The organism is Azospirillum lipoferum, assembly GCF_024170005.1.
In the GTDB taxonomy this organism is placed as follows: Bacteria; Pseudomonadota; Alphaproteobacteria; order Azospirillales; family Azospirillaceae; genus Azospirillum; species Azospirillum lipoferum.
In genome coordinates this window covers 1-25,272 of record NZ_JALJXJ010000005.1, presented here as the reverse complement: position 1 = coordinate 25,272, position 25,272 = coordinate 1, and the positions used below count along the sequence as shown (strand labels likewise).

The following is a 25,272-nucleotide window of genomic DNA, read 5'->3' as shown; positions in this document are numbered from 1 at the left end:
CACCGCCAGCGTCACAGGTCGACGACCACCCTCCCCCTCACCTTTCCCGCCAGGATTTCAGCGGCGATGCGTGGCACGTCATCAAGCCCGATGTGGCTGGTCATCCTATCAAGCCGGGTAAGGTCCAGATCCCTGGCCAGGCGAGCCCACGCCTCTTCCCGCCGCTGCCGCGGCGCCATGACGGAATCCACACCTGCCAAGGTAACGCCCCGTAGGATGAAGGGCATCACAGTCAAAGGCAAATCCGCGCCTTGAGCCAACCCGCATGCAGCGACGACCCCACCATAACGCGTGCCAGCCACGACATTGGCGAGCGTCCAACTGCCGACCGAATCCACGGCAGCGGCCCAACGCTCTTTCATCAAAGGGCGGCCGGAAACAGCAAGGTCTCGCGTGTCGATTATGTCGGCCGCCCCAAGCATGCGCAGATAGCTCTCCTCCTCGGCGGCTCTACGCGACGCCGCAATCACGCGGTATCCGAGCTTGTCGAGCAGCGCGATCGCAACGCTGCCGACACCCCCAGCGGCCCCCGTCACCAGGACATCGCCGTGATCGGGTACGATTCCACCGCGTTCAAGCGCCATAACGCACAGCGCTGCGGTGTATCCGGCAGTTCCAATCCCCATAGCCTGAGCGGTGGTCACTCCGTCCGGCAGCCTCAGCAGCCAGTCGCCCTTCACGCGCGCTCGCTGGGCGAAGCCCCCGAAGTGAACTTCCCCAACACCAAATCCGTTGAGCACCACCCGGTCGCCCGGCGAGAAACGCTGATCGTCCGAGCGGATCACGCGCCCGGCGAAGTCGATCCCGGGGATCATTGGGAAGCGCCGCAGGATGGGCGACGCACCGGACACCGCCAACCCGTCCTTGTAATTGACGGTGGAATGTTCGACGGCAACAGTCACGTCGCCGTCCATAAGGTCGTCGTCACAAAGAGAAACAAATTGGACGGTTTGATCGCCGCCCTCAGGCTTTGAAACGCAGATGGCTTGAAATGTATGGCTCATGGTCCTGCTCATGCGGTTGGTTCGTGGTGGATGGTTGGACGGAGAGAGAGTCGGCTCACCGACCCGCTAGCCCTGCGTCCATGCAGGATGGCGTCAGCCCCCTTTTCCGCGATCATTATGGTGGGCGAGTTGGTGTTGCCCGAGGTGATGGTCGGCATTACCGATGCATCGATGACGCGTAGGCCCTCTATGCCGCGCACTCGAAGCTCGGGATCGACGACTGCCATATCGTCCAGACCCATACGAGCGGTGCCGACCGGGTGAAAGATCGTTGTGGCGATATCGCCCGCGGCACGGGCGAGATCCGCGTCCGTTTGATAGTCCGGCCCCGGCTTGAACTCCTCCGGCGCATAACGCTGGAGGGGAGCTTGGGCAACGATTCGGCGGGTCAGCCGTATGGATTCCGCCGCGACCAGCCGGTCCCCCTCCGTCGAGAGATAGTTGGGACGGATCGAGGGTGCCGTCCGCGGATCCGGCGATCGGATGTGGATCGATCCGCGGCTTTCCGGGCGCAGGTTACAGACGCTGGCGGTGAAGGCCGGAAATGGATGGAGAGGCTCGCCGAAGCGATCAAGGCTCAGCGGCTGGACATGGTATTGGACGTTCGGCGTGGAGAACCGCTCTGCCGACCGGGTGAACACGCCGAGTTGGCTCGGTGCCATCGACATTGGCCCTGACCGGAAGAGCGCGTACTCCATGGCAATGCCGAGCTTGCCCAGCCAGCTGTTGGCCCGCGTATTGAGGGTCGTCACGCCGCGGACCTTGTAAGCGCATCGGATCTGCAGGTGGTCCTGAAGGTTCTCACCGACCCCCGGCAGGTGATGCTTGACGAGGATCCCGAGATCCCGCAGGCGATCGGCCTGTCCGATGCCGGACAGCTCCAGAATCGCGGGAGAACTGACGGCGCCGGCCGACAGGATCGTTTCACCAGCCCTGGCTATGCAAACGTCCGATGCGATTTCGAACTCGACACCGACGGCTCGGCCGTGCTCGACGATGACACGGCGGACCTGCGCGCCGGTCTGGACGTGGAGGTTGGGCCGGGAGAGCGCCGGGCGCAGGAAGGCCTTGGACGCGTTCCAGCGCCAGCCCCGCTTTTGGTTGACGCGGAAATAACTCGACCCCTCATTGTCTCCCCGGTTGAAATCCTCTACCTTGGGGATGCCGGCTGCTTCCGCCGCATCGCGGAACGCATCAAGGATCTCCCACGAGAGGCGTTGCTCCTCGACCCGCCATTCCCCACCGGAGCCATGCATCTCGCAGGCGCCGGCATGGTAGTCTTCCGACTTGCGGAAATAGGGGAGCACATCGTTCCATCCCCATCCCTCGTTGCCGAGGTCGCGCCAACCATCATAGTCCTGTGCCTGCCCCCGCATGTAGATCATGCCGTTGATTGAGGAGCAGCCTCCCAGCACGCGCCCTCGCGGATAGTTCAGGGCGCGGCCATTCAAACTTGGCTCTCCCTCTGTCCGGAAACCCCAATCCGTGCGCGGGTTACCCATGCAGTAGAGATAGCCGACAGGCACATGGATCCACATGTAGTCGTCCTGGCCTCCCGCCTCGAGGAGGAGCACGCGGTGCGCCGGATCGGCGCTCAGACGGTTGGCGAGCACGCATCCTGCGCTGCCTGCCCCGACGATGATGAAATCGAACGAACCAAACTCGGTCACGCTTTTGGGCCGCATGGCTGCCTTCCGGGGATGCTTGGTGGAGCTGGTGTGGAGCGCGGACGCAGGTGCGATTTCTGTACCCGCGCCAGCGGCGTCCCGGCAGTACGGCTGCTACGAAAGCGTCGGCATGACGAACTGCGATGTGACGCGCTCATCGTCTGGCCAACGGGTCGTCACCGCTTTGAGCCTTGTGTAGAAGCGGATGCCCTCCGGGCCATGGACATGATGGTCGCCGAACAGCGAACGCTTCCATCCGCCAAAGGAATGGTAGGCCACAGGCACTGGGATGGGCACGTTGATGCCGATCATGCCAGCTTGGACGCGATTGGCGAAGGCCCGACCGACGCGGCCATCGCGCGTAAACACGGCGGTGCCGTTCCCGAACTCGTGCTCATTTACCAAGCGCAGCGCCTCCTCAAAGTTGGCGACGCGCACCACCGCTAGCACAGGGCCGAAGATCTCCTCCTTGTAGATCCGCATTTTTGGATTTACGCGGTCGAAGAGGGTAGCGCCCAAGAAGAAGCCCCGCTCATGCCCTGGGACCGCAAGAACACGACCGTCCACCACCAGATCGGCGCCATCTTCAATCCCGGAATCGATGTAGCCGCGAACCTTGTCTCTGTGCTCGCGGGTGATCAGGGGACCCATTTCAGCCGCGGGATCCGTTCCGGGCGCGACCTTGAGGGTGGTGATCCGTCGTGCAAGCTCGGCCACCAGGCGGTCGCCCACCGCGTCGCCGACCGCCACGGCTACCGAAATCGCCATACAGCGTTCGCCGGCTGAACCGTAGGCCGCGCCCATAAGCGCATCAACGGCTTGGTCGACGTTGGCGTCGGGCATAACCACCATGTGGTTCTTAGCCCCACCGAGCGCCTGCACGCGCTTACCGCTTGCAGTGCCACGCGCGTAGACATACTGGGCAATTGGCGTCGATCCGACGAAGCTGACCGCAGCCACGTCTGGATGGTCGAGCAGCGCATCGACCGCCTCCTTGCCGCCGTTGACGACGTTGAACACACCATCGGGCAGCCCGGCCTCCTTGAGCAACGCCGCCAACTCCAGGCACAGGGACGGATCACGCTCGCTGGGCTTCATCACGAACGTGTTGCCGCATGCCAGCGCGACCGGGAACATCCACATCGGCACCATCGCCGGGAAATTGAACGGCGAGATGCCGGCGCAGATGCCGACCGGCTGACGGATCGAATAGGTGTCGATGCCAGTGCCGGCATCCTCGGAGACTTCACCTTTGAGCAGGCCGGGAATGCCGGTCACGTACTCAACCACCTCGAGGCCTCGGACGAGTTCGCCCTTGGCGTCCGAGAGGACCTTGCCATGTTCTTCGGTGATGCGGGCTGCCAAACGGTCGATGTTGCGCTCAAGCAGGTCGCGGAAGCGGAACAGGATGCGCGACCGCCGGATGGGGGTGGTCGCTGCCCATTGCGGCAAGGCAGTCCTTGCAGCGGCGACGGCAGAATCGACATCGCCAACGGAGGCAAGGGCGACGGTGGCGACGCGCTCGCCGGTGGCGGGATTGAAGACCTCGGCGGTACGGCCGGACGTTCCGGGAACGATGGCGCCGTCGATGAAATGGCCGAGGCGGCGAAGTCCCGGCCGGTCGTCGACAGGGTGCAGGATGCTGTCCATTGGTTCTGGTCCTCATCGTGAATTGTGGTCATGCGACGCCCCGCGCCGCAAACGGGCGCCGTGCGGATGACAGAATCGATGGCTGGCGGCACGCCAGCAGGGGGTTAGCGGTTGCGGAAGACCGGTGCGCGTTTCGCCAGAAAGGCGTGCATGCCCTCTTTCTGGCCCTCCGTCGCGAAGGCTGCCTGGAAAAGGCGCCGCTCGTGCATCAAGCCCTCTGCTAGACTGGCTTCGAAGGCCCGATTTACCGCCTCCTTGGCCATGCGGACGGCGGGAGCATTGTACCCAGCAATGGTGTGCGCAGCCTCCAGGGCTGTCTGGAGAAGGTCGCCGGCTGGGACGACCCGCGCGACGATGCCGGCCGCCTTAGCTTCGGTCGCCCCGATCGTCCGTCCGGTGAGGACCAAATCCATAGCCAGCGCCTTGCCCGCGGAGTGGGTGAGCCGCTGCGAGCCGCCGATGCCGGGGAGGATGCCAAGTTTGATTTCCGGTTGGCCGAACTGCGCGTCCTCCGACGCCACGATGAAGTCGCACAACAACGCCAACTCGCAACCGCCCCCGAGAGCGTAGCCGCCAACAGCGGCGATGATCGGCTTTTTAATGAAGCGGACCTGATCCCAATCGGAGAGAATGTCGTCAGCGTTGAGCTCGACGAACGTCTTGTCTACCATTTCGGCGATGTCCGCCCCGGCCGCAAAGGCCCGCATGCTGCCGGTGATCACTATGGCGCCGATGCGATCGTCGGCGTCGAATTCGTGGAGCGCGGCGAGCACCTCGGCCGCTAGCCTGCGATTCAGGGCGTTAAGGCTCTTGGGACGGTTTAGCGTGATCAGTCCGACACGTTCGCGGCGCTCCACGAGGATGGTTGAGCGCGTATCGTCGGACGGCGTCTGAGCGGTTGAGGTATCCTGCTCGAGTTCGGTCGTAGCAGTTTGACGGGTGGTTCTACGGACCGGCGTGAGGTTGGCGCTCATGTCTCTTGCTCCTGAGGCGAAGTGGCATCTAGGCGGCCTGGGTATCGACGGACACGGGCGACTTCGGCCCAGCTTGCTCCCCACCGACGGGAGCCACCGCATAGGCACCGACTCCAGCCATAAGCTCGTGGAGAATGGCTTCCCGGTGTTGGTTCAGCGCCGGCGCACGCAGTGGAACGGCAGGATCGAAGTCGGCATAGCCACCCATCTTTATCGGATTGCCGGCAGTGCGCACCGCGCGATCCCCTTGCCCTTGCACCTGGATGACCATGTTGCGAGAAAGGAGCTGCGGGTGAGAGAACAGACGGTCGATGGTGTTGATGGGCGCGCAGGGCACACCAGCCTCGTTAAGCCGGTCAATCCAGTGCGTGACGGGCATCGTACGCGTCACCGCCTCTATCGCTTCTACAAGTGCGGCGCGGTTATGCACACGCAAATCGTTGGTCACGAAACGTGGATCGAGTGCCAGGCGGGGACTGTCCAACGCATCGGCCATGAGCATGAAGAGCGTATCGTTACCGGCTGCAATGACGAAGCGCTCGTCGCTAGCCGCGAACGTCTCGAAAGGGGCTAAGGATGGATGGCTGTCGCCCGTGCGCGTCGGGATCCTGCCTTCAACATCGTACCGTGCGAGCGCTGTTTCCATCAGAGCCGCCTGACAGTCGAGCATGCCGATGTCGACGCGCGTTCCCTGCGCGTCCCGCGTGCGACTGAATAGGGCGGAAACGATCCCAACCGCCGCGAACAGGGCAGCCCCGAGATCGCCGAAGCTCGTACCAACGCGAGCCGGCGGTCCACCGGGCCAACCGGTAAGGCTCATGACGCCTCCCATCGCCTGAACGACCATGTCGTATCCTGGGAGGTCGGTCATCGGCCCGGAATGGCCGAAGCCCGAAATCGATGCATAGATGATGTGTGGGTGTGTCTTCGCCAAACGCTCAGGTCCGTAGCCCAAGCGATCCATGACGCCCGGCCTGAAATTCTCGACAACCACGTCACAGGTGTCGAGTAGGCACTCCAGCAGTTCCCGATCACGTGGCGACTTGACGTCGAGGACGATGCTTTCCTTATGCCGATTAAAGCACATAAAATAGGCGGACTCCGAGCCGACAAAGGGGCCGAAGGCCCGCGTATCGTCGCCGGTGCCAAACTTCTCGACCTTGATGACACGTGCACCAAGGTCGGCCAGGACCATCGTGCAATAGGGTCCAGCCAGAACGCGGGAAAAATCAAGAACCGTGATGCCGGACAAGGGGCCTTGTCGTGCAACGGATTTCCTTTCGTCGCCCATGTTTGTCCTCCTGTTTGCGGCGATCACCAAGTGTGGACCTGTCTTTGGTGGGGTCAGGGCGTCGTCGCTGCCATACCTTGGTCGCCATAATGATATTTGTCAAACCTATATATGATAGTTTTTTCTCTGGCCACCTGTGAGCCCGAGCCAGGCGCCCCATGTAGGGTGAACCGAACGCATCAATAGCGAGGACCCACCACGCTTGAACGCCACCTCAACACTGCTCACCAATGATACCCTGAAAAAAAATAATATTTGTTTGACAAATATGACATCGTCATGCAGCTTGCGACGTCAAGTGGAGCTATCAGGCTCACCAATCACAGAGCAGGAACTGCCATACACGTCGTTCCGAATTCCTGTAACTGGCGCCGGCCAGCCCGACCTAATATAAACATAGAAGAAATGTTATATTCACTCACAGAAATTCAGAAAATTATGCATTAGTCTGGAAATTTTTGCGTGTCGGTAATATATAATATGATAATTTAATCGCGAAAATATTGTATATTATCTCAATTATATTGATTGGTGTTGGTTTTTTGATCCAAACATCGCTCGAACCGCCTTTCGCGCATATATAAATGTGGGGGAAATCCAATGAGTCTGAATGCGGCCTCCAGCTACGATTTGCTTTTCTCCCGTTCCCTGTCGGACCCCGCGGGGTTCTGGGGCGAGGCGGCGAAGGACATCTCCTGGTTCAAGCCGTGGGACAAGGTGCTGGACGACAGCAACGCGCCCTTCTACCGCTGGTTCACCGGCGGGGAGCTGAACACCTGTTACAACGCGGTGGACCGCCATGTGGAAGGCGGGCGTGGTGCCCAGGCGGCGATCATCTATGACAGCCCGGTCACCCAGACCGTCCAGACCATCACCTATGCCGAGTTGCAGGATCAGGTCGCCCGCTTCGCCGGGGCGTTGCGCGCCCAGGGTGTCGAGAAGGGCGACCGGGTCCTTCTCTATATGCCGATGATCCCGCAGTCGCTGGTCGCCATGCTGGCCTGCGCCCGTCTGGGTGCCGTGCATTCGGTGGTGTTCGGCGGCTTCGCCCCGCATGAGCTGGCGACCCGCATCGACGACGCCAAGCCGAAGGCCATCGTCTCGGCCTCCTGCGGCATCGAGCCGAACCGCGTCGTCAAGTACAAGCCGATGCTGGACGCCGCCATCGAACAGTCGTCGCACAAGCCCACCAGCGTCATCGTCTGGCAGCGCCCGCAGGAAACGGCGACGCTGATCGCCGGCCGCGACATCGATTGGGCCGAGGCGGTCGCGAAGGCCGAACCGGCGGAGTGCGTGCCGGTCAAGGCGACCGACCCGCTCTACATCCTCTACACCTCCGGCACGACCGGTCAGCCCAAGGGCGTGGTGCGCGACAATGGCGGCCATGCGGTGGCTCTGCGCTGGACCATGGCCAACATCTACAACGTCAAGCCGGGCGAGGTGTATTGGGCAGCATCGGACGTGGGCTGGGTCGTCGGTCACTCCTACATCGTCTATGCGCCGCTGCTGACCGGCTGCACCACCGTTGTCTTCGAAGGCAAGCCGGTCGGCACCCCCGATCCGGGCACCTTCTGGCGCGTGATCGAGCAGCACAAGGTCGGCACGCTGTTCACCGCCCCGACCGCCTTCCGCGCCATCAAGCGCGAGGATCCGGACGCCAATTACCTGAAGAAATACGACCTGTCGCACTTCCGTGCCCTGTTCCTGGCCGGCGAGCGGTCGGACCCCGATACGCTGCATTGGGCCGAGGACAATCTGAACGTCCCGGTGATTGACCACTGGTGGCAGACGGAGACCGGCTGGGCGATTTCCGGCAACCCGCTGGGTGTCCACCTGTTCCCCATCAAGTACGGCTCCGCCACCCGCCCGATGCCGGGCTGGGACGTGCGGGTGCTGAACGCCGAGCTGAAGGAGGTTCCGCGCGGCGATATCGGCGCCATCTGCGTCAAGCTGCCGCTGCCTCCGGGCACGCTGCCGACGCTGTGGAACGCCGACGAGCGCTACAGGAAGTCCTACCTCGCCGACTACCCTGGCTATTACCAGACCGGTGACGCCGGCTTCATCGACGATGACGGCTATGTCTATGTCATGGCCCGCACCGACGACATCATCAACGTCGCCGGCCACCGCCTGTCCACCGGCGCCATGGAAGAGGCGCTGTCGAGCCACAAGGACGTCGCCGAATGCGCGGTGATCGGTGTGGCCGACGATTTGAAGGGTCAGGTGCCGCTCGGCTTCGTCTGCCTGAAGGCCGGCGTCACCCGTCCGCATGAGGAGATCGTCAAGGAGGTGGTCCAGCTGGTGCGCGAGCAGATCGGCCCCGTCGCCGATTTCAAGCGCGCGCTGGTGGTCGACCGCCTGCCGAAGACCCGCTCCGGCAAGATCCTGCGCGGCACCATGCAGAAGATCGCCGACAGCCAGGACTACAAGATGCCGGCGACCATCGACGATCCCGGCATCCTGCCGGAGATTGCCGACGCCCTGAAGACGCTCGGCTACGCCGGTGGAGAGATCGCCAAGCGGTGATCGATATAGCCAAACCTGCTTCAGATACCATCTTGCAAGAGTTGCGAACCGCCCAAACTCTTTGGTGTTTCCTACTTTCTGCCAAGGTTGTCCGATAGACCTATTGTCAGTTGATACAACGCTACGGAGTTCTGCCGCTGATGCTTTGGAAAAGATTCCCTACTCTCAATCACAATAAGTGCTCGTCGGATATGTTGTAACTCATCATATAGCGATAAGACATTCTGCGGGACACACGATGAATAGCGTGTTAGTGGGATGGAGCGGCTGTGAGGGCAGGAAGTAAAGGAGCAAGGTGGTGGACTTCGAGAGCGTAGTGACGGTCAGCGCAGCTAAACAAATTGCCGAAAGCATTCGAGCCGCAATTATGGATGGCCGGCTCAAAGTGGATCAGCGGCTTCCAACCGAGGAAGAACTTGCGCTGCGCTTCAAGGTCTCCCGTCCAACAGTACGCGAGGCCCTCAAACGTCTGGCCGCACAGCATTTGATTCGCTCGCGGCGAGGGCCATCGGGGGGAAATTTCGTCGCGAGCCCTGCACCGGAAGAAGCAGCCCAGTCGCTTGCCAATGCGACGACGTTGATGGTTGCAGTCGGAGATATCAGCCTTGACGATATGGCCACAGCCCGTCTTGAGCTACAGATCGTTTGCTGTAGGCTCGCAACGGAGCATAGGACAAACGAGCACCTCGACGCCATGCAGAGAGAGTTGGAGCAACAGCGCGACGCTCTGCTGACCGACGAGGAGTTCTGCGCGTCTGATGTTCGCTTCCATCGTACGCTTGTGGATGCCTGCGGCAACACCTTGTTGCGCTTCCTGATGCACTCTGTTGTTGAAGCATTGCAGCCAGTCAGCAACATGATCATCTTCCGAGTTCGGGACCGCCGCGCGATTGTCGAATTTCATGAACAAATTCTTGCCTCTATACAACTCCGGGACGCTGAATCCGGTTCAAGAGCGCTCACGAACCTTGCAGCTTATACCCGTGAACGCTACCGCGAGGCCTTGGAACGGCGCATTGAACGTACTGGCTAAGGTGGACATTACGTATCACCTACTCCGGTACCATCAACTTGTCGATGTACGCCGGCTACCGCTTCCCTGCCGAGGTGATCAGCTACGCGATGTACCTGTGTTTCCGCTTTCCGCTGAGCCTTCGGATGGTCGAGGAGATGCCGGGGCTGCGTGGTATCACGGTCAGCCATGAAACCGTGCGCCAATGGGGCCTGAAGTTCGGCCGGGAGATCGCCACCCGCATCCGGCAACAGCGCCTTGCGCGAGGCGCCAAGTGGCATTTGGATGAAGTCGTGATCAGCATCGCCGGCAAAAAACACTACCTCTGGCAGGCGGTCGATTAGGACGGCTTTGTTCTCGACGTGCTCGTGCAAAGCCGGCGCGATACGAAGGCGGCCAAACGCTTGGCTCGCGCAAGCTGCTGAAAAAACAGGGCCGGGCGCCGCGCGTGCTGGTCACCGACAAGCTGAAGTCCTACGCCGCCGCCAAGAAGGCCCTGAAGCTGCGCTGCAAGCACCGCCAGCATAAGGGCCTCAACAACCGGGCCGAGAACAGCCATCAGCCGACGCGCCGACGCGAGCGGCAGATGAAGCGCTTCAAGTCACCCCGGCAGGTGCAGCGATTCCTCTCCATTCACGACCCGATCAACAACCTCGTCCACCTCCGCCGCGACCGTCGCCCCGCTGCCGAGTACCGCACCGCCCGAGCCCAGGCCTTCGCCGTCTAGGCCCAGGTGGCCGGCGAGCCCCTGGCCGCGTAATCACTTCTGTCCACCGGACATTCCCGGTCATACCGCGCCCAACACCATCACCGGCGCCGACAAATTGACGGTGCCCGCGAGTGTTCCAACCGAGCCCGTCTTCGTCCGCGCTGCGGCGACCATTACGTGATCGAATGTGGCGCTCGCGGCGAAGAATGCCTCCACCGATGCATCGGCGGTGGCGCTACCGATGCCACCGGATGCGCCGACGATCAGCACGCGAGCATTCTTAAGATCGACGATCATGCATAACTCCTCAAATGTCCCACCCGTGTTGGAAGGAGAGCGGCTGGGACGGCGGCAGGTTCCATGCCGGCCGCCGTCACCATGTTCAGGTGATTGAGCGGACCACGCCGCCATCGACGCGCAGCGCAGAGCCATTGGTCGCGGATGCCTGCTGCGAGCAGACATAGACGACCATGTTCGCGATCTCCTCCGTGGTCGAGAAGCGGCCGAGCAACGATGTCGGTCGATTCTGTTCAAGAAAGCCCTTCTCCACCTGCTCGATGCTCTGCCCGGTCTGCCGAGCGATGCCCTCCAGCACAGCGCCGAACCCTTCCGAACGCGTTGGCCCTGGCAGGACGGAGTTGACCGTGACGCCGGTCCTCGCTGCCAGTTCGGCAACACCGCGAGCGACGGCGAGTTGGGCGGCCTTGGTCATCCCGTAATCGATCATCTCCTTGGGCGGGTTGAGCGCCGATTCGCTGCTGATGAAGACGATGCGCCCCCAGCCACGCTCGACCATGCCGGGCAGGTAGTGCTTTGTCAGACGGACGCCGCTCAGGACGTTGAGCTGGTACATGAACAGCCAGTCCTCGTCGGTCAGATCGTCGAACGACTTGAACAAAGCGGCGCCCACGCTGTTGACGAGGATGTCGGCCTCGGCGGCTCCGGCCGCAAGCTTGGCGGCGCCTTCGGCTGTCCCCAGGTCGGATGCGATCCCGGACAGGATTGCGGCGGGAGCAGCCATGCGGATCGTCGCGATGGCGTTCTGGACGCGCTCCTCGGTCCGGCCGTTCACGACAACCTCTGCGCCGGCCTGGGCAAGCCCGGTGGCTATGGCGAGGCCGATGCCGGCGGTGGATCCGGTGACGACTGCGCGCTTGCCGGTCAGGTCGATTTGCATGGGATCCAGTCCTTTGCTTGGTGTTGATCACCAGAAAATGGATGGTTGCGGCGAGCGGCATAAGGCGCGTGAATGTCCTCGCTTTCGTTCCTGAAATTCGTCAATCTGGGCTCAAAAGGTGTGGATGAGCTATGGGACTGGATCGGCTGGGCAGCATCGCCGCTTTCGTAAAGGTCGCCGAGCAGGGCAGCTTTGCCGCGGCTGGTCGGGCGTTGCGGATTTCTCCATCGGCCGTCAGCAAGAGTGTCTTGAGGCTGGAAGATCGGCTGGGCGTGCGCCTGTTTCAGCGAACGACCCGCTCGCTGTCGCTGACGGAGGATGGTGAGACGTTCCTCGCACGGTGCAGCACGATCCTGGCTGAAATCGAGCAAGCTGAACGTGAGATGCGCGAACGTGCCGCCAAGCCAAGCGGCTTGCTTCGGATCGAAATGCCGACCGCGCTTGGCCGTCTGAAGATCGTGCCGGAGCTTGGCAGACTGACTGCCCGCCATCCGCAACTGCGGATTACGGCAACATTTGCCGATACGTTGACTGATCCTATCGCAGCCAGGCTCGATGCCATTGTGCGCATCGGCTTCCCGCGCGATGAAAGGATGATGGTAAGACGGGTCGGGACGATCCGCTATATCGTCTGTGCTGCTCCGGCCTACATCGCGGCGCATGGCGTGCCGCAAAGCCTTGAAGAGCTGGACCGGCATGATTGCATCCAACGTCTGCCGCAGGATGGCGATTGTGTTGCGTCCTGGTGGTTCCGCAACGCAGAGAACGGCGAAGCCTTCCAGCGGCCGGTGACCGGTACGATGACCTTCAACAACAATGATGCGGTTGTCGAGGCCGGGCTGGCCGGCGCGGGGCTGGTCCAACTTCACACTTACATGGCAGAGCCACATCTGAAGTCGGGCACGCTGGTCCAGGTGCTCGATGCCTATGCTGTCGATGGGCCGCCCATCTCCGTCCTGTTCCCATCGGCGAGGCAACTTTCACCGAAGGTGAGAGCCTTTATCGAGTTCGTGTCCGAAATTCTGGCGAGATGAGACGCACGGCAATGTTACGGCTCTCCATCATGATGCCAATCGCAGGTGACGAACGCTCGTGAAACGTCGAGCCCGCGCTGACGTTGGCGATGGAATTGCGGACTTGCCGGAACGACTGCCGTGCCACTGGCACTGCTTCTCGCCCTCGTCACGGCGCTTACCATTCGAGGATCACGGAACGCCGTGCGGCCTTACCGCCGCTGATGACGGCGCATCAGATCGGATCGAAGGAAGCATCACTATGGTCGAAATCGCAAAAGTCGAGTTGACGCGCCGCGCCTTCGCCGGGGTCGCAGCGACAGGTGCATTCATGGCGACAGCGCCCGCCGCTGCCTTAGTGGCGAGCGGTGAAACAGAACGCGCGGCACCAGCCCCCGAGAAGTCGAGTTCATTCTGGCCCAATGGCGCACGCTTGGCGATCAGCATCTCCTTGATGTTCGAGGGCGGCGGGCAGCCAATATCAGGCGCAGGCGGCGCGCTGCCGGAACCCATCAAGCCCGGCTTTCCCGATCAGCCGACCAACGCCTTCTTCGATTACGGCGTGAACGAAGGCATCCCTCGCGCGCTCGACTTGTTCGACAAGCACGAGATCAAAGTCACGTCGTTCATGATCAGCAAGGCCATTGAAAAGCACCCGGACCTGGCGCGCGAGATCGTCCGCCGCGGTCACGAACCGGGAGCGCACGGCACGACTTGGTCGGCATCCTATGACCTGCCGCGTGAACAGGAAAAGGCGTTTATTAAGGAATCGGCCGATACCATCCGACGGATCACCGGAGTACAACCGGTCGGTTGGAACGCGTACTTCATGCGGAATTCGATAAGTATTTCCGAGACGCTGCAAGACCTCGGATTTCTATACAGCATCGATGAGCCGAGCCGCGACGAACCCTTCATCATCCCGGTGCGCGGCCGTGATTTCGCAATGGTACCTTACACCATCCATATGAATGACATGGTCTTTCCCTTCCAAGGCTATGATCCGCACGCCCATGAACAAGCGCTTCGTGATGAGTTTGACCAACTCTATACCGAGGGTTCAACCAAGCGCCGGATGATGGTGATCGGCATGCATGACCGGCTCAGTGGTCACGCCAATCGAATTCACGCGCTCGACCGCTTTTTTACATACGCAAAGAGCCATGACGGAGTCTGGTTTGCCAGGAAGGATGAGATTGCCCGTTGGGCGTTGTCTCAGCGTCAGTTCACTCCAATCGTACGCCGGGGACCTGCCACCGAAACTGGTCTGCCATGACCCGCTTCGAAAACGCATTATACCAGCGGTCATTGATCATGACCGCTGGTATCCGCGCCGACCGGCGCAGCGGCGGCCCATGCCGTCGAAGGGCGTTGTCACGGGAACGGTGGCGGCGCGCCCGTCACAGCATTATCTTGCTCGGATGCCGCCGCTCCCGTATGCCCGCCATCAGTTCCCGCCCGCGATCATCCGGCACGCGATCTGGCTCTGTTTCCGCTTCACGCTGAGCTACCGGGATGTCGAGGAGCTGCTGGCCGGACGCGGCGTGGAGGTGTCCTACGAGAGCGTCCGCCGCTGGGTCCTGAAGTTTGGGCCGGCCATCGCCGTCGACCTGCGGCGATTGCGTCCCAGGCCCAGCCCACCACGCTGGCATCTGGACGAGATGGTGATCAGGGTCAGCGGAAAGCTGATGTACTTGTGGCGGGCTGTCGATGATGAAGGCGAGGTGCTGGAGGTGCTCGTCCAGCGCCCGCGCGATAAGGCCGCAGCCCGCAAGCTGATGCGTAAACTGCTGAAGAAGCATGGTTTCTCGCCGACCCAGCTCACCACCGACAAGCTCCGGTCCTACGGGGCCGCCTTCCGCGAACTCGGTCTGGCCGCCCATCATGAACAAGGGCGGCGAACGAACAACCGCGCCGAGGTCTCACACCAGCCGCTCCGGCGACGAGAGGGCAAGATGCAGCGGTTCAAATCATCGGGTTCCGCCCATCGCTTCGTCTCTCTGCATGCCGCCGTCTACAATACCTTCAACCTCCAGCGCCACCTGGTCTCCCGCCACACTCTGCGTACCTTCCGGGCACAGGCCGTGGCCGACTGGCGGGCCGCCACCGCCACGGCGTGAACCAGTTGCCAAGTTCGCAAGCTCTACTTGCCGACTCAGTTGCCGTGACAAAGCCCTAGGCGGTCTTGTTCCGCAGAAGGGCGCCCAGACGGCGCAGTCCCGGGTCGATCCGGTGAGTGGCGATGGAGGTGAAGCCAAGCCGGAAAAAACGGCGGCCCTCTGCCGGATCGAGGAAGAAGATGTCGCCGGCCTCGATCAGAACGCCCTGGTCACGCGCCCTGCGGACCAGATCGCGACTGTCCAGGTCGGGCGGACCTTCGATCCAGAAGCTTTTCGCGCCGAAATCGCGGCGAAAGCGGCAGCCGGGCAGAAGCTCCGGCAGCAGGTCGGCGATCCGCGCGGCCCGCTCCTCCAGCACGGTGGCGGTCCGGCGCAGATGCTGTCGGTAATGGCCGAGCTGGATGAAGGTGGCGAGGCTGCGCTGGTTGTTGGTCGGCGGGTGGCGCAGCATCAGCCGTCGCAGGACGCGCAGTTCGTCGATCACCGGCTTCGGCGCCACGATGTAGCCGATGCGCAGGCCCGGCGCCAGAATCTTGGAGAAGCTGCCGGTGTAGATCACCCGGTCGGCCCGATCGAGGCTCTTCAGGCAGGGCAGATCGGCATCGCCTTCCACCGACAGGTCGGATTCGTAATCGTCCTCGACCAGGACGACGTCGTGGCGGGCGGCAGCGTCCAGCAGGGCGCGCCGCCGTCCGATCGGCATGACGGCCGTGGTCGGGCATTGGTGTCCCACCGTCACGAAGGCAATCCGGCAGCTTGCGAACACCGCATCCGGCACGACGCCGAGACCGTCGCTGGTCAGCGGGCGCATGTCCGCCGTCGCGATGCCGACCATGTGGCGCACATCGGGATAGCCCGGATTCTCGACGCCGACCGGCGTGTCACGGCCGACCAGCAGTTGGACCAGCATCGACAACGCATGCTGCGAACCGATGGTGACGATGATCTCCCCCGGGCCGGCGAAAATACCGCGGCGAGGCAGCACCTTGTGACGCAGCTGGTCCAGCAGGTCGGGGTCGTCGTCGTCGATCATGTCGCGGGCCCAGCGGGTGATCTCCTGCACGCTGGAGGCCGCCTTCACGCTCTCCCGCCACGGGTTGGTCGGGAACAGGCTGGGATCGAACTGCCCGAACAGGAAGGGATAGGGATAATCCATCCAGTTGCGCGGCTTGGTGATCTGCGGCATCCGCGATGGCCGGATGGCGAAGCGCGCTGCCCAGCCGCCGGCCTTGTCCACTGTAACGCCGGCGTCCGTATGCGACGACGCCCGCCGGTCGTCGGACGAGGCGACGAAGCATCCGCTGCGCTCCCGCGCGACCAGCATGCCGTCATCGATCAGATGCTGATAGGCGGCGTTGACGGTGTTGCGCGAGATGCCCAGCGCCTCGGCAAGGCTGCGGCTGGAGGGAACCCGCATGTCGGGAGCCAACAGGCCGGTCTCGATGGCTTCCGCGATGATGCCACGGACACGTGCGCTCAGCCCCTGCGCATCGCGCTCCATTCCGCCGAAAAGCATCCGCCAGGCGGTGTCGATCTGCATGGTGCAACCGTCCTTCTTCCCCGGGCCATCGCGTGAGGCTACCTGCCCTGGTATGCGGAAAAGCAAGAAGGGTGCCGACGGCTGAAGGGCCGAACGGCGTCGGATATGGCGGGTGGAATGGTTGTCAGGCGGGCGTCTGCCCAAACGGGCGCCACATGGCGCGGGATGGGGCAGCGGATCGGGCGCCGGACCAGTCGCTGCCGCAAACCAGGGGAATCTGGACCTTTCGGCGGGGACGGTGGCTGGGTCCTAATGGCCGCATCGAATTGACCGGCCTCGACGGAGACCCTGCCATGATCTTCAGCAAGACCCTGCTCGCCACCGCCTTCGTAGCATTCGGCGCGCTGTTCGGGGCCTCCGCCCCGGCTGTGGCCGCGGAGAAGACCGTCACCTTCGCCTATCAGGACATGATGACGCCCATCCGCGTCCTGATGGAAAGCGGCGAGCTGGAGAAGAAGACCGGCTATGCCGTGAAATGGGTGAAGTTCGGCGGCGGCGGCGACGTGATCCGCGCCATGTCGTCGGGCAACGTCGACATCGGCGAGGCCGGCTCCTCCCCCATCGCGGCGGCGGCTTCGCAGGGGCTTCCCATCACGCTGTTCTGGATCCTGGACGACATTGCCAATGCCGAACAGCTGGTCGCCCGCAATGGCAGCGGCATCAAGTCCATCGCCGACCTGAAAGGCAAGACGGTGGCCGTGCCTTTCGTTTCGACCTCCCACTACCAGCTGATGTATGCGCTGCAGGAGGCCGGGCTGTCGGGCAAGGACGTCAAGCTGCTGAACATGCGTCCGCCGGAAATCGCCGCGGCGTGGGAGCGCGGCGACATCGACGCCACCTTCATCTGGGCGCCGGTCCTGACCACCGCGAAGAAGAACGGCACCGTCATCGCCAGCGCCGGCGATTTCGCCAGGAAGGGCAAGGCGACTTTCGACGGCATCGTCGCCACCAAGGCCTTCATGGCTGCCAACCCCGACTTCATGACGACCTTCGTCAAGCTGCTGGCCGCCGCTGACGCCGATTACGCCAAGACTGGCGCCGGCTGGACCGCGACGTCGCCGCAGGCCGCCGCCATCGCCAAATGGACGGGTGCGGCCCCGGCCGACGTGCCGGACGGGCTAGCCGCCTACCGCTTCCCGACCCTGGAGGAGCAGGCGTCCAAGGAGTGGCTGGGCGGCGGCGCCGCCGAGGCGCTGAAATCGACCGCCGAGTTCCTGAAGAGCCAGGGGCGCGTCACCGAACTGGCCCCCGACTACGGCCCCTTCGTGACCGCCGACGTGGTCAAGGCGGCGGCCAAGTAACGCACTACCCTCTCCCCTCCCTCAAGCCGGGAAACCAGCCATGCTCGAAGTCCGCAATGTCAGCGTCCAGTATGGCGGCGGGGAAAGCGCTACCGTCGCCTTGTCCTGGGTCGATCTGACCATCGAACCGGGGGAATTCGTTGTGGCGCTCGGCGCGTCGGGCTGCGGCAAGACGACCCTGCTGTCCTGCATCGCCGGCTTCCTGCCGCCGACGGACGGGGAAATCCTGCTGGACGGCAAGCCGATCACCGGACCGGGGGCCGATCGCGGCGTGGTGTTCCAGCACCACGCCCTGATGCCCTGGCTCAGCGTGGTCGACAATGTCGCCTTCGGCCTGAAGATGCAGGGCATGGGCAAGGCGGAACGCAGCCGGCGCGCCCGCAGCATGCTGGAGCTGGTCGGGCTGGCGTCCTTCGCCGACAAGCGGATCTACGAGCTGTCCGGCGGCATGCAGCAGCGCGTCGGCATCGCCCGCGCGCTGGCGGCCGACCCGCGCATGCTGCTGATGGACGAACCGCTGGGCGCGCTCGACGCCTTCACCCGCGAACAGATCCAGGAACTGATCCTGCGGGTGTGGGCGGAGACGCAAAAGATGGCCTTCTTCATCACTCATGAGGTGGAAGAGGCGATCTTCCTGGCGACCAAGCTGATCATCATGACCCCGCGCCCCGGCCGGATCGCCGAAACGATCCCGCTGGATTTCAGCCGGCGCTTCCTGGCCGGTCAGGATGCGCGGTCGGTCAAATCCTCCCCCGATTTCATCGCGATGCGCGAGCGGGTGCTGGGCTTCATCCACGAGCGCAGCGACCAAGGCCACGAACGCAGCGACAGCGGCAGCGCCGCTACCACAGGAGAGGCCGCATGAAACCCAGCGTCACCGAGCAGCCGCAATCCACCAAACGCCTCGGCACCGGCCTTACGGGCATCCCCACCGGACTGGTGCCGCTGAGCCGGCTGCGCCGCCGGATGCAGGGTTTCCACTCCCAGCCGGCGCTGATCAGCCTGGCAGCCATCCTGGCGGCGCTGGCCCTGTGGGCGGCGCTCACGAGCCAGGGCGTTGTGAAGCCGCTGTTCCTGCCGAAGATCGGGACGGTCTTCCAGGCCTTCCTCGACGCGGTGGACGGGCGGATCGACGGCGCGCCGCTGACCGAACATATCGCCATGAGCCTGCTGCGCGTGGTCAGCGCCTTTCTGCTGGCGGCGCTGATCGGCATTCCGGTCGGGTTGGCGACCGGGCTCAGCCCGGCCCTGCGCGCCGCACTCGATCCCTTCATCGAGTTCTACCGGCCGCTGCCGCCGCTGGCCTATCTGCCGCTGGTCATCATCTGGTTCGGCATCGGCGAGACGTCGAAGATCCTGCTGATCTTCTTCGCCTGCTTCGCCCCGGTTGCGCTGGCCGCCCGGGCCGGCGTGTCGGCGGCGGCGGCCGACCAGGTCAACGCCGCCCGCGCGCTGGGCGCCAGCCGATGGCAGGTGGTGGTGCATGTGGTGCTGCCCGCGGCATTGCCCGACATCCTGGTCGGCCTGCGGATCGGCATGGGGGTGGGCTGGACGACGCTGGTCGCCGCCGAGATGGTCGCCGCCTCCACCGGAATCGGGCAGATGGTGTTGAACGCCTCCAACTTCCTGCGCACCGACATCGTGCTGATGGGGATTTTCGTGATCGGCGCCTTCGCCGCCCTGTTCGAGTTCGGCATGCGCTGGCTGGAACGCCGTCTGGTGCCCTGGAAGGGCAAGGTCTGAAGCCGCTCCGGGAAGGTCGCAAGCCAGATGTCCATGATCCTCTTCGGGGGCGTGACCTTCCTCGCCGCCGCCTTTCGCGGGGTGACGGGGTTCGGATATGCCCTGATCGCGGCGCTGGGGCTGTTGTTCCTGCCGTCGCCCGCCGCCGGCATTCCCTTCATCCTGGTCAGCGATCTGCTGCTGACCTGTTTCCTGCTGCTGGACCGCGAACAGGGGGCGGTCGATTGGGCGGTGGCGTGGCTGATGCTGGCAATGGGCTTCGCCGGTGCGCTGTGCGGCAGCCTGATCGCCGCCGGCCTCGACGACGGGACCTCGCGGCTGCTGGTGGCGGTGACGGTCTTCGGGGCGGCCTGCGTCGCCTTGGTGCGGAAGCCGCCGCACTGGCTGGGGCACCGGGCAATCGGCGGCGCCATCGCCTTCGTCGTCGGCGTGCTGCTGGCCGCCTTCGCCGTCGGCGGACCGTTGATTGCGGCGTGGCTGCTGGCGGGTGGGCGTGACCGGCGGACCATCAAGGGGACGCTGGCGGTGTTCTTCGGCGCGGTCGATGCGATCAGCCTCGCCGGCCGCGCCATGGTCGGAGCCATCGACCCCAACGTGGTCGGACTGCTGGCAACTTATCTGGGACCGACGCTGGCCGGCTTCGCCGCCGGCCGGCTGCTGTCCGCCCGCCTCGGCGTCGACGGCTGGCGGCGGCTGGCGTCCGGGGGACTTTTCGCCGTGGCGGTGGCCGGGCTGATCCAGACCGCCGTCACCCTCGGCCTGAGCTTTGCACCGTCATGAGGAAAGATTGCACGATGTCGACAATAGCCCCGAAGAGCACCACGGCCAAAACGGCGATCGTCACCGGCGCCACCTCCGGATTCGGCGACGCCATCGCCCGGCGGCTGGTTGCGGAGGGCTGGCGGATCGTCGCAACCGGCCGGCGCCAGGATCGCTTGGATGCCTTGGTGGAGGCGCTGGGCGGGCCGTCGGTGGTCCATCCGCTGTGCTTCGACATCCGGAATGAGGAGGCGACCCGCGCCGCCTTGGACAGTCTGCCGGAGGCGTTCACCGACATCTCGGTCCTGGTCAACAATGCCGGGCTGGCGCTGGGCACCGGGGTGGCGCAGGACTGCGACCTGGAACAGTGGCGGACGATGATCGACACCAACGTCACCGGGCTGGTCACCATCACCCGGCTGCTGCTGGACCGGCTGATCGCCCGGCGCGGGCTGATCGTCAACTTGGCGTCGGTCGCCTCCAACTGGCCCTATCCCGGCGGCAACGTCTATGGCGGCACCAAGGCCTTCGTGAAGCAGTTCTCGCTCGGCCTGCGCAGTGACCTATCGGCCCAGGGCGTGCGCGTCACCTCCATCGAGCCGGGCCTGTCGGAAAGCGAATTCACCCTGGTGCGCACCGGCGGCGACAAGGCCGCCTATGATGCGCTCTACGGCGGCGCCAACCCGCTTCAGCCCGACGACATCGCCGAGACGGTGCGCTGGGTGGTCTCGCTGCCGCCGCACGTCAACATCAACAGCGTCGAGATCATGCCGGTCAGCCAGTCCTGGGCGCCGTTCAAGATCCACCGCGATACGCCCGCCTGATCCCGCCCTGAGCGGCACCGCCTTCCAGCCCTAGGAGATGACCGATGGATGACGTCCTTCGGACCGACCTGTCACGCACAAACGACATCCGCCACATCATCGAGGCCGACCGCGCCCATGTCTGGCACCATCTGACCCAGCACAAGGGGTTCGAGACGACCGATCCGCGCATCTTCGTCGAAGGCAAGGGGATGCGGGTGTGGGACGCCGCCGGGCGCGAGTATCTCGACGCCGTGTCGGGCGGCGTGTGGACGGTCAATGTCGGCTATGGCCGGGCCAGCATCGCCGACGCGGTGCGCGACCAGCTGGTGAGACTCAACTATTTCGCCAATTCCGCCGGATCGATTGCCGGCGCCCGCTTCGCCGAGAAGCTGGTCGGCAAGATGCCGGGGATGAGCCGGGTCTATTATTCGAACTCCGGTTCGGAAGCGAACGAGAAGGTGTTCAAGATGGTGCGCCAGATCGCGCACCGGCACCATGGCGGTCGCAAATCCAAGATCCTCTACCGCGAGCGCGACTATCATGGCACCACGCTCGGCACGCTGGCGGCGGCCGGGCAGGCGCAGCGGCGCGCGCAGTTCGGCCCCTTCCCCGACGGCTTCGTCGAGGTGCCGCATTGCCTGGAATACCGCAGCCAGTACGGTGCCGTGGAGAATTACGGTGAACTGGCCGCCGATGCCATCGAGGCGGTGATCCTGCGCGAGGGGCCGGACACGGTTGGCGCACTCTGCCTGGAACCGATCACCGCCGGCGGCGGCGTCATCACACCGCCGAAGGGCTATTGGGAGAAGGTACAGGACATCTGCCGACGCCACGAGGTGCTTCTGCACATCGACGAGGTGGTGTGCGGAGTAGGCCGTACCGGCACGTGGTTCGGCTACCAGCATTACGGGGTGCAGCCGGATTTCGTCACCATGGCGAAGGGCGTGGCGTCGGGCTATGCCGCGATCTCCTGCACCGTGACAACCGAGCGTATCTTCGAGCTGTTCAAGGACGATCCGGCCGATCCGATGTCCTTCTTCCGTGACATCTCGACCTTCGGCGGCTGCGTCGCCGGGCCGGCGGCGGCGCTGGAGAACATGCGGATCATCGAGGACGAGGATCTCATCGCCAACACCCGGGCGATGGGCGAGCGGCTGATGTCCGGCCTATGGGAGCTGTCGGAGCGTCACCGTGCCGTCGGCGACGTGCGCGGCAAAGGCCTGTTCTGCGGCGTCGAGCTGGTGCAGGACCGGACGACGAAGGAACCGGCGGAGGAAAGGCTGGTGCAGGCGGTGGTGGCCGACTGCATGGCGAACGGCGTCATCATCGGCGCCACCAACCGCTCGCTGCCCGGACTGAACAACACGCTGTGCCTCAGCCCGGCGCTGATCGCCACGGCCGAGGATATCGACCGCATCGTCGCGGCCATCGACAACTCTCTCTCCCGCGTTTTCCACTGACGGACATCTCTAAGACGCCGTAAAGGGTCTTGCGGCGTTGTCACGGGATCGGTGGCGGCGCGCCTATCGCGGCATTATCCTCCTCGAATGTCGCCGCTCTCGTTTGTCCGCCATCAGTTCCCGCCCGCGATCATCCGGCACGCGATCTGGCTCTATTTCCGCTTCACGCTGAGCTACCGGGATGTCGAGGAGGCCTGGTGCAGTTCACCGCGCTTCAACCAGTGAGGCAAAGTAGGAGGCTCCAAAGGGCAACGCTTCGTCGTTGAAATCGTACCATGCGCTGTGGAGTATGCGCCCATTGTCGTCTGGTCCGTTGCCGATCCAGCCGTAGCATCCAGGTCGATCCTGAAGCATAAAAGCAAAATCTTCGACAATCATTGTTTGCGGTGGATTCGTCTCGACCTTATTGAACACAGTCATTCCTGCAGCTTCTGCCAATCGAACAGCGGATTGTTCGTTGATGAGCGTCGGATATTGCTGACTGTAGGAAACCTTGCACTGTGCGCCGGTGGACATCCCAATGCCTTCCGCGATGCGCCGCACTGCAGGCTCGGCCGCCATGCGCGCGCTGGGAGAAAAGGCTCTCACAGTGCCTCGAATGGTGACTTTATTCGGCAGCACATTGTAAGCGTCACCGCCATGAATCTGAGTTGCACTCACGACAATTGCATCCAGAGGGTCGGTGTTTCGCGCGGAAATCTGTTGAAGTGCGACGAGGATATGCCCGGCCGTCAGAACAACGTCAGCTCCTTTCTGCGGCTGGGCTGCATGCATTCCGGTGGAAAAAACCTCGATCTCGAAGCTGTCGCCCGACGCCATCATCGGTCCCGCTTTCACGGCGAAGGTTCCGACGTCCATGCCCGGCCAATTGTGCACACCGTAAATTTCGTCGCAGTGGAATTTCTCGAACAGCCCCTCCCGGATCATGCGAGCCGACCCGCCGTCTTCACCCCCCATCTCCTCGGCGGGCTGGAAGATGAAAACAACACGGCCCGCAAAACGTCTGGTCTCGGCAAGGTAGCGGGCGGCACCAAGAAGCATGGCGGTGTGCCCGTCATGCCCGCAAGCGTGCATGATGCCTTTGCTCACCGAACGGTGCGTGAACTCATTGCGCTCTTCGATCGCAAGCGCGTCCATGTCCGCCCGAAGCCCAATGGAGCGCTCGCCTTTCCTGTTCCCATAAAGGACACCGACAACACCCGTACCGCCCACACCCTCGGTTACCTCGATCCCAAAAGAGCGCAGTTTTTTGGCAACGAATTGGGCTGTTTTTTCTTCCCTGTAGGAAAGTTCGGGGTTGGCATGAAGGTGATGCCGCCACTGAGTCATCTCGTCATGAAACGCGCCGATCCTGTTTATGATGGGCATGTCTATTCCTCCCAATTCCGTATGTCATGGCGGGCAAGTTGCAAATGCTCGCGCAGCATTGAAACAGCACCAACTTCATCGCCATTTTGGCAAGCCTGAAGCAGTTTTCGATGTTCGCTAGACGATTTCTCAGAACGGACAGCAATGGAACTCGCCATCACCTCCGCGAAAGCCGATGCCTTGTTTAGTTGTTCGATGGTCCTCAGCAGTGTCTGCCGGTTCGATGGACGGTAAAGGGCATAATGAAAATCCCAGTTTAGTTCTGCCAGCTTTGCCAAATCCTGTTCGGCGTCGGCTGCGTCCAAAGCCATCTCGGCTTTGGCAAAATCCAGTTTCGTGTGATGCCGAAGGGCAGATCTGAGGGCAAGCGGTTCCAGTAAGAGACGCATGTCAAATAGATCGCTGACCATTCCTTGATCGAGTTCTTTGACCCGCGCGCCCTTGTAGCCGGTAATCTCAACCAACCCATCCTCGGCAAGTGACTGGAGCGCGTGCCGCAACGGTGTGCGGCTGACTCCAAGCTGCTCCGACAGCGCCTCCTGCCGCAGCGGCTGACCAGGATGAAAAGTCCCGTTCAGGATCAGCGCCCGGATTTTTCCCGCAACCGCGTCTGCCTGAGTCTCTTGTGTATCCGATTTCATAATTGTATCCAATACCTCATGCTGAGCACGTTGTCAAACGTGCTGTCGTACTAGAGAAGGCGGTCACGCATGGTACGTCGGGGTATTGTCACATCAGCGATGGGCGCTTGGCGGCTATGACGGCCTACTCACCGATTTTGGCCGCTCTCGCTTGCCCACCATCAGTTCACGCCCGTGATCGTCCAGCAGGCGATCGGCGCTCTGTCTCCGGTTCACGCCGAGATCATCAGCGAAGCGGTGTGGCTGTATCCCTGTTTCAGCTTGAGCCTGCGCGAGGTCGAGCTGATCCTGGCGGCGCGCGGCATTGAGGTCAGCTACGAGACCATCCGGGAGTGGAGTCTGTGCTTCGGACGGGAGTTCGCCACCACGCTCAAGCGCCGCCGGCCCAAGCCGGGTGAACTGAACCGCTCCGGGTTTCCCGGCAACTGTATTCAGGCTGCTTCCGGTGGTTCGTAATCGGTGCCCGTCGCAATCATCGCGTTGAGGGTGACGAGGAGCTTCCGAGCCGTGG

General features: G+C 63.2%; 22 protein-coding genes and 2 pseudogenes. 14 read left to right on the top strand and 10 right to left on the bottom strand.

Annotated features, from left to right (window positions below):
* Window positions 1-11: 11 nt before the first annotated feature.
* The 5 genes from acuI to J2848_RS12535 all read right to left on the bottom strand — a co-directional run bounded on the left by acuI (window position 12) and on the right by J2848_RS12535 (window position 6,586).
* The gene (gene acuI / locus J2848_RS12555; RefSeq protein WP_412505491.1) at window positions 12-1,016 is read right to left on the bottom strand and encodes an acrylyl-CoA reductase (NADPH); all 1,005 of its coding nucleotides are present in this window, start codon (window positions 1,014-1,016) and stop codon (window positions 12-14) included.
* A complete protein-coding gene (locus J2848_RS12550; RefSeq protein WP_211103102.1) occupies window positions 1,013-2,689 on the bottom strand; it encodes a GMC family oxidoreductase in 1,677 nt (558 codons plus the stop codon). The genes acuI and J2848_RS12550 overlap by 4 nt, the downstream gene beginning before the upstream one ends.
* Before the next feature lie 96 nt (window positions 2,690-2,785).
* The gene (locus tag J2848_RS12545; RefSeq protein ID WP_149231354.1) at window positions 2,786-4,321 is read right to left on the bottom strand and encodes a CoA-acylating methylmalonate-semialdehyde dehydrogenase; all 1,536 of its coding nucleotides are present in this window, start codon (window positions 4,319-4,321) and stop codon (window positions 2,786-2,788) included.
* A gap of 104 nt (window positions 4,322-4,425) precedes the next feature.
* A complete protein-coding gene (locus J2848_RS12540) occupies window positions 4,426-5,295 on the bottom strand; it encodes an enoyl-CoA hydratase-related protein (RefSeq protein WP_149231353.1) in 870 nt (289 codons plus the stop codon).
* A gap of 28 nt (window positions 5,296-5,323) precedes the next feature.
* On the bottom strand, window positions 5,324-6,586 hold the full coding sequence (locus J2848_RS12535) for a CaiB/BaiF CoA transferase family protein (RefSeq protein WP_149231352.1): 1,263 nt from the start codon (window positions 6,584-6,586) through the stop codon (window positions 5,324-5,326).
* A 600-nt stretch (window positions 6,587-7,186) separates the two neighbouring features.
* Here J2848_RS12535 and J2848_RS12530 point away from each other — a divergent pair.
* The 3 genes and pseudogenes from J2848_RS12530 (at window position 7,187) to J2848_RS12520 (ending at window position 10,851) form a co-directional block, all read left to right on the top strand.
* A complete protein-coding gene (locus tag J2848_RS12530) occupies window positions 7,187-9,112 on the top strand; it encodes a propionyl-CoA synthetase (protein WP_149231351.1) in 1,926 nt (641 codons plus the stop codon).
* A 298-nt stretch (window positions 9,113-9,410) separates the two neighbouring features.
* Window positions 9,411-10,145: a FadR/GntR family transcriptional regulator gene (locus J2848_RS36110; protein WP_246193845.1), complete on the top strand. Its 735-nt coding sequence runs from the start codon at window positions 9,411-9,413 to the stop codon at window positions 10,143-10,145.
* Between the two features lie 44 nt (window positions 10,146-10,189).
* Window positions 10,190-10,851, top strand: a pseudogene (locus J2848_RS12520) (IS6 family transposase).
* 60 nt (window positions 10,852-10,911) lie between these two features.
* Here J2848_RS12520 and J2848_RS12515 read toward each other — a convergent pair.
* A complete protein-coding gene (locus J2848_RS12515; RefSeq protein ID WP_149231350.1) occupies window positions 10,912-11,130 on the bottom strand; it encodes a hypothetical protein in 219 nt (72 codons plus the stop codon).
* An 85-nt stretch (window positions 11,131-11,215) separates the two neighbouring features.
* Window positions 11,216-12,010 (bottom strand): SDR family NAD(P)-dependent oxidoreductase, encoded by a 795-nt coding sequence (locus tag J2848_RS12510; RefSeq protein WP_149231349.1) that lies wholly within the window; start codon window positions 12,008-12,010, stop codon window positions 11,216-11,218.
* Between the two features lie 131 nt (window positions 12,011-12,141).
* Between J2848_RS12510 and J2848_RS12505 the strand changes: the two genes are divergently transcribed.
* The 3 genes from J2848_RS12505 to J2848_RS12495 all read left to right on the top strand — a co-directional run bounded on the left by J2848_RS12505 (window position 12,142) and on the right by J2848_RS12495 (window position 15,143).
* Complete coding sequence (locus tag J2848_RS12505; protein ID WP_149231348.1) at window positions 12,142-13,044, top strand: LysR family transcriptional regulator; 903 nt, start codon at window positions 12,142-12,144, stop codon at window positions 13,042-13,044.
* A 241-nt stretch (window positions 13,045-13,285) separates the two neighbouring features.
* Window positions 13,286-14,299 carry a polysaccharide deacetylase family protein gene (locus J2848_RS12500; protein WP_211103101.1) on the top strand — a complete coding sequence of 338 codons (1,014 nt, stop codon included), beginning with the start codon at window positions 13,286-13,288 and terminating at the stop codon, window positions 14,297-14,299.
* Between the two features lie 145 nt (window positions 14,300-14,444).
* Window positions 14,445-15,143 (top strand): IS6 family transposase, encoded by a 699-nt coding sequence (locus J2848_RS12495; RefSeq protein WP_149231676.1) that lies wholly within the window; start codon window positions 14,445-14,447, stop codon window positions 15,141-15,143.
* Between the two features lie 55 nt (window positions 15,144-15,198).
* Here the strand turns inward: J2848_RS12495 and J2848_RS12490 are convergent, their stop codons facing one another.
* Window positions 15,199-16,683 (bottom strand): aminotransferase-like domain-containing protein, encoded by a 1,485-nt coding sequence (locus J2848_RS12490; RefSeq protein WP_149231347.1) that lies wholly within the window; start codon window positions 16,681-16,683, stop codon window positions 15,199-15,201.
* Window positions 16,684-16,976: 293 nt separating this feature from the next.
* Here J2848_RS12490 and tauA point away from each other — a divergent pair, with 293 nt between their 5' ends.
* The 7 genes from tauA (at window position 16,977) to J2848_RS12455 (ending at window position 22,977) form a co-directional block, all read left to right on the top strand.
* Window positions 16,977-17,984, top strand: a complete 1,008-nt coding sequence (tauA, locus tag J2848_RS12485) for a taurine ABC transporter substrate-binding protein (RefSeq protein ID WP_149231346.1) — start codon at window positions 16,977-16,979, stop codon at window positions 17,982-17,984.
* A gap of 40 nt (window positions 17,985-18,024) precedes the next feature.
* Complete coding sequence (gene tauB, locus J2848_RS12480; RefSeq protein WP_149231345.1) at window positions 18,025-18,849, top strand: taurine ABC transporter ATP-binding subunit; 825 nt, start codon at window positions 18,025-18,027, stop codon at window positions 18,847-18,849.
* Window positions 18,846-19,727 (top strand): ABC transporter permease subunit, encoded by an 882-nt coding sequence (locus J2848_RS12475; RefSeq protein WP_149231344.1) that lies wholly within the window; start codon window positions 18,846-18,848, stop codon window positions 19,725-19,727. The genes tauB and J2848_RS12475 overlap by 4 nt, the downstream gene beginning before the upstream one ends.
* A 27-nt stretch (window positions 19,728-19,754) precedes the next feature.
* Window positions 19,755-20,507, top strand: a complete 753-nt coding sequence (locus tag J2848_RS12470; protein WP_149231343.1) for a sulfite exporter TauE/SafE family protein — start codon at window positions 19,755-19,757, stop codon at window positions 20,505-20,507.
* Window positions 20,508-20,521: 14 nt separating this feature from the next.
* A complete protein-coding gene (locus tag J2848_RS12465) occupies window positions 20,522-21,310 on the top strand; it encodes an SDR family NAD(P)-dependent oxidoreductase (protein ID WP_149231342.1) in 789 nt (262 codons plus the stop codon).
* Between the two features lie 44 nt (window positions 21,311-21,354).
* Window positions 21,355-22,752, top strand: coding sequence for an aminotransferase family protein (locus J2848_RS12460; RefSeq protein WP_149231341.1), 1,398 nt, complete (start codon window positions 21,355-21,357; stop codon window positions 22,750-22,752).
* A gap of 87 nt (window positions 22,753-22,839) precedes the next feature.
* The gene (locus J2848_RS12455) at window positions 22,840-22,977 is read left to right on the top strand and encodes a hypothetical protein (RefSeq protein ID WP_376992704.1); all 138 of its coding nucleotides are present in this window, start codon (window positions 22,840-22,842) and stop codon (window positions 22,975-22,977) included.
* On the opposite strand, the gene J2848_RS12450 is transcribed toward J2848_RS12455, so the two are convergent.
* Both J2848_RS12450 and J2848_RS12445 read right to left on the bottom strand, forming a co-directional pair.
* Window positions 22,957-24,120, bottom strand: coding sequence for an amidohydrolase (locus tag J2848_RS12450; protein WP_149231340.1), 1,164 nt, complete (start codon window positions 24,118-24,120; stop codon window positions 22,957-22,959). The genes J2848_RS12455 and J2848_RS12450 overlap by 21 nt on opposite strands.
* A gap of 2 nt (window positions 24,121-24,122) precedes the next feature.
* Window positions 24,123-24,761 carry a GntR family transcriptional regulator gene (locus J2848_RS12445; protein ID WP_149231339.1) on the bottom strand — a complete coding sequence of 213 codons (639 nt, stop codon included), beginning with the start codon at window positions 24,759-24,761 and terminating at the stop codon, window positions 24,123-24,125.
* Between the two features lie 174 nt (window positions 24,762-24,935).
* Between J2848_RS12445 and J2848_RS12440 the strand changes: the two are divergent.
* Window positions 24,936-25,142 (top strand): annotated as a pseudogene (locus J2848_RS12440) (hypothetical protein); the annotation flags it as partial.
* Between the last annotated feature and the right edge of the window lie 130 nt (window positions 25,143-25,272).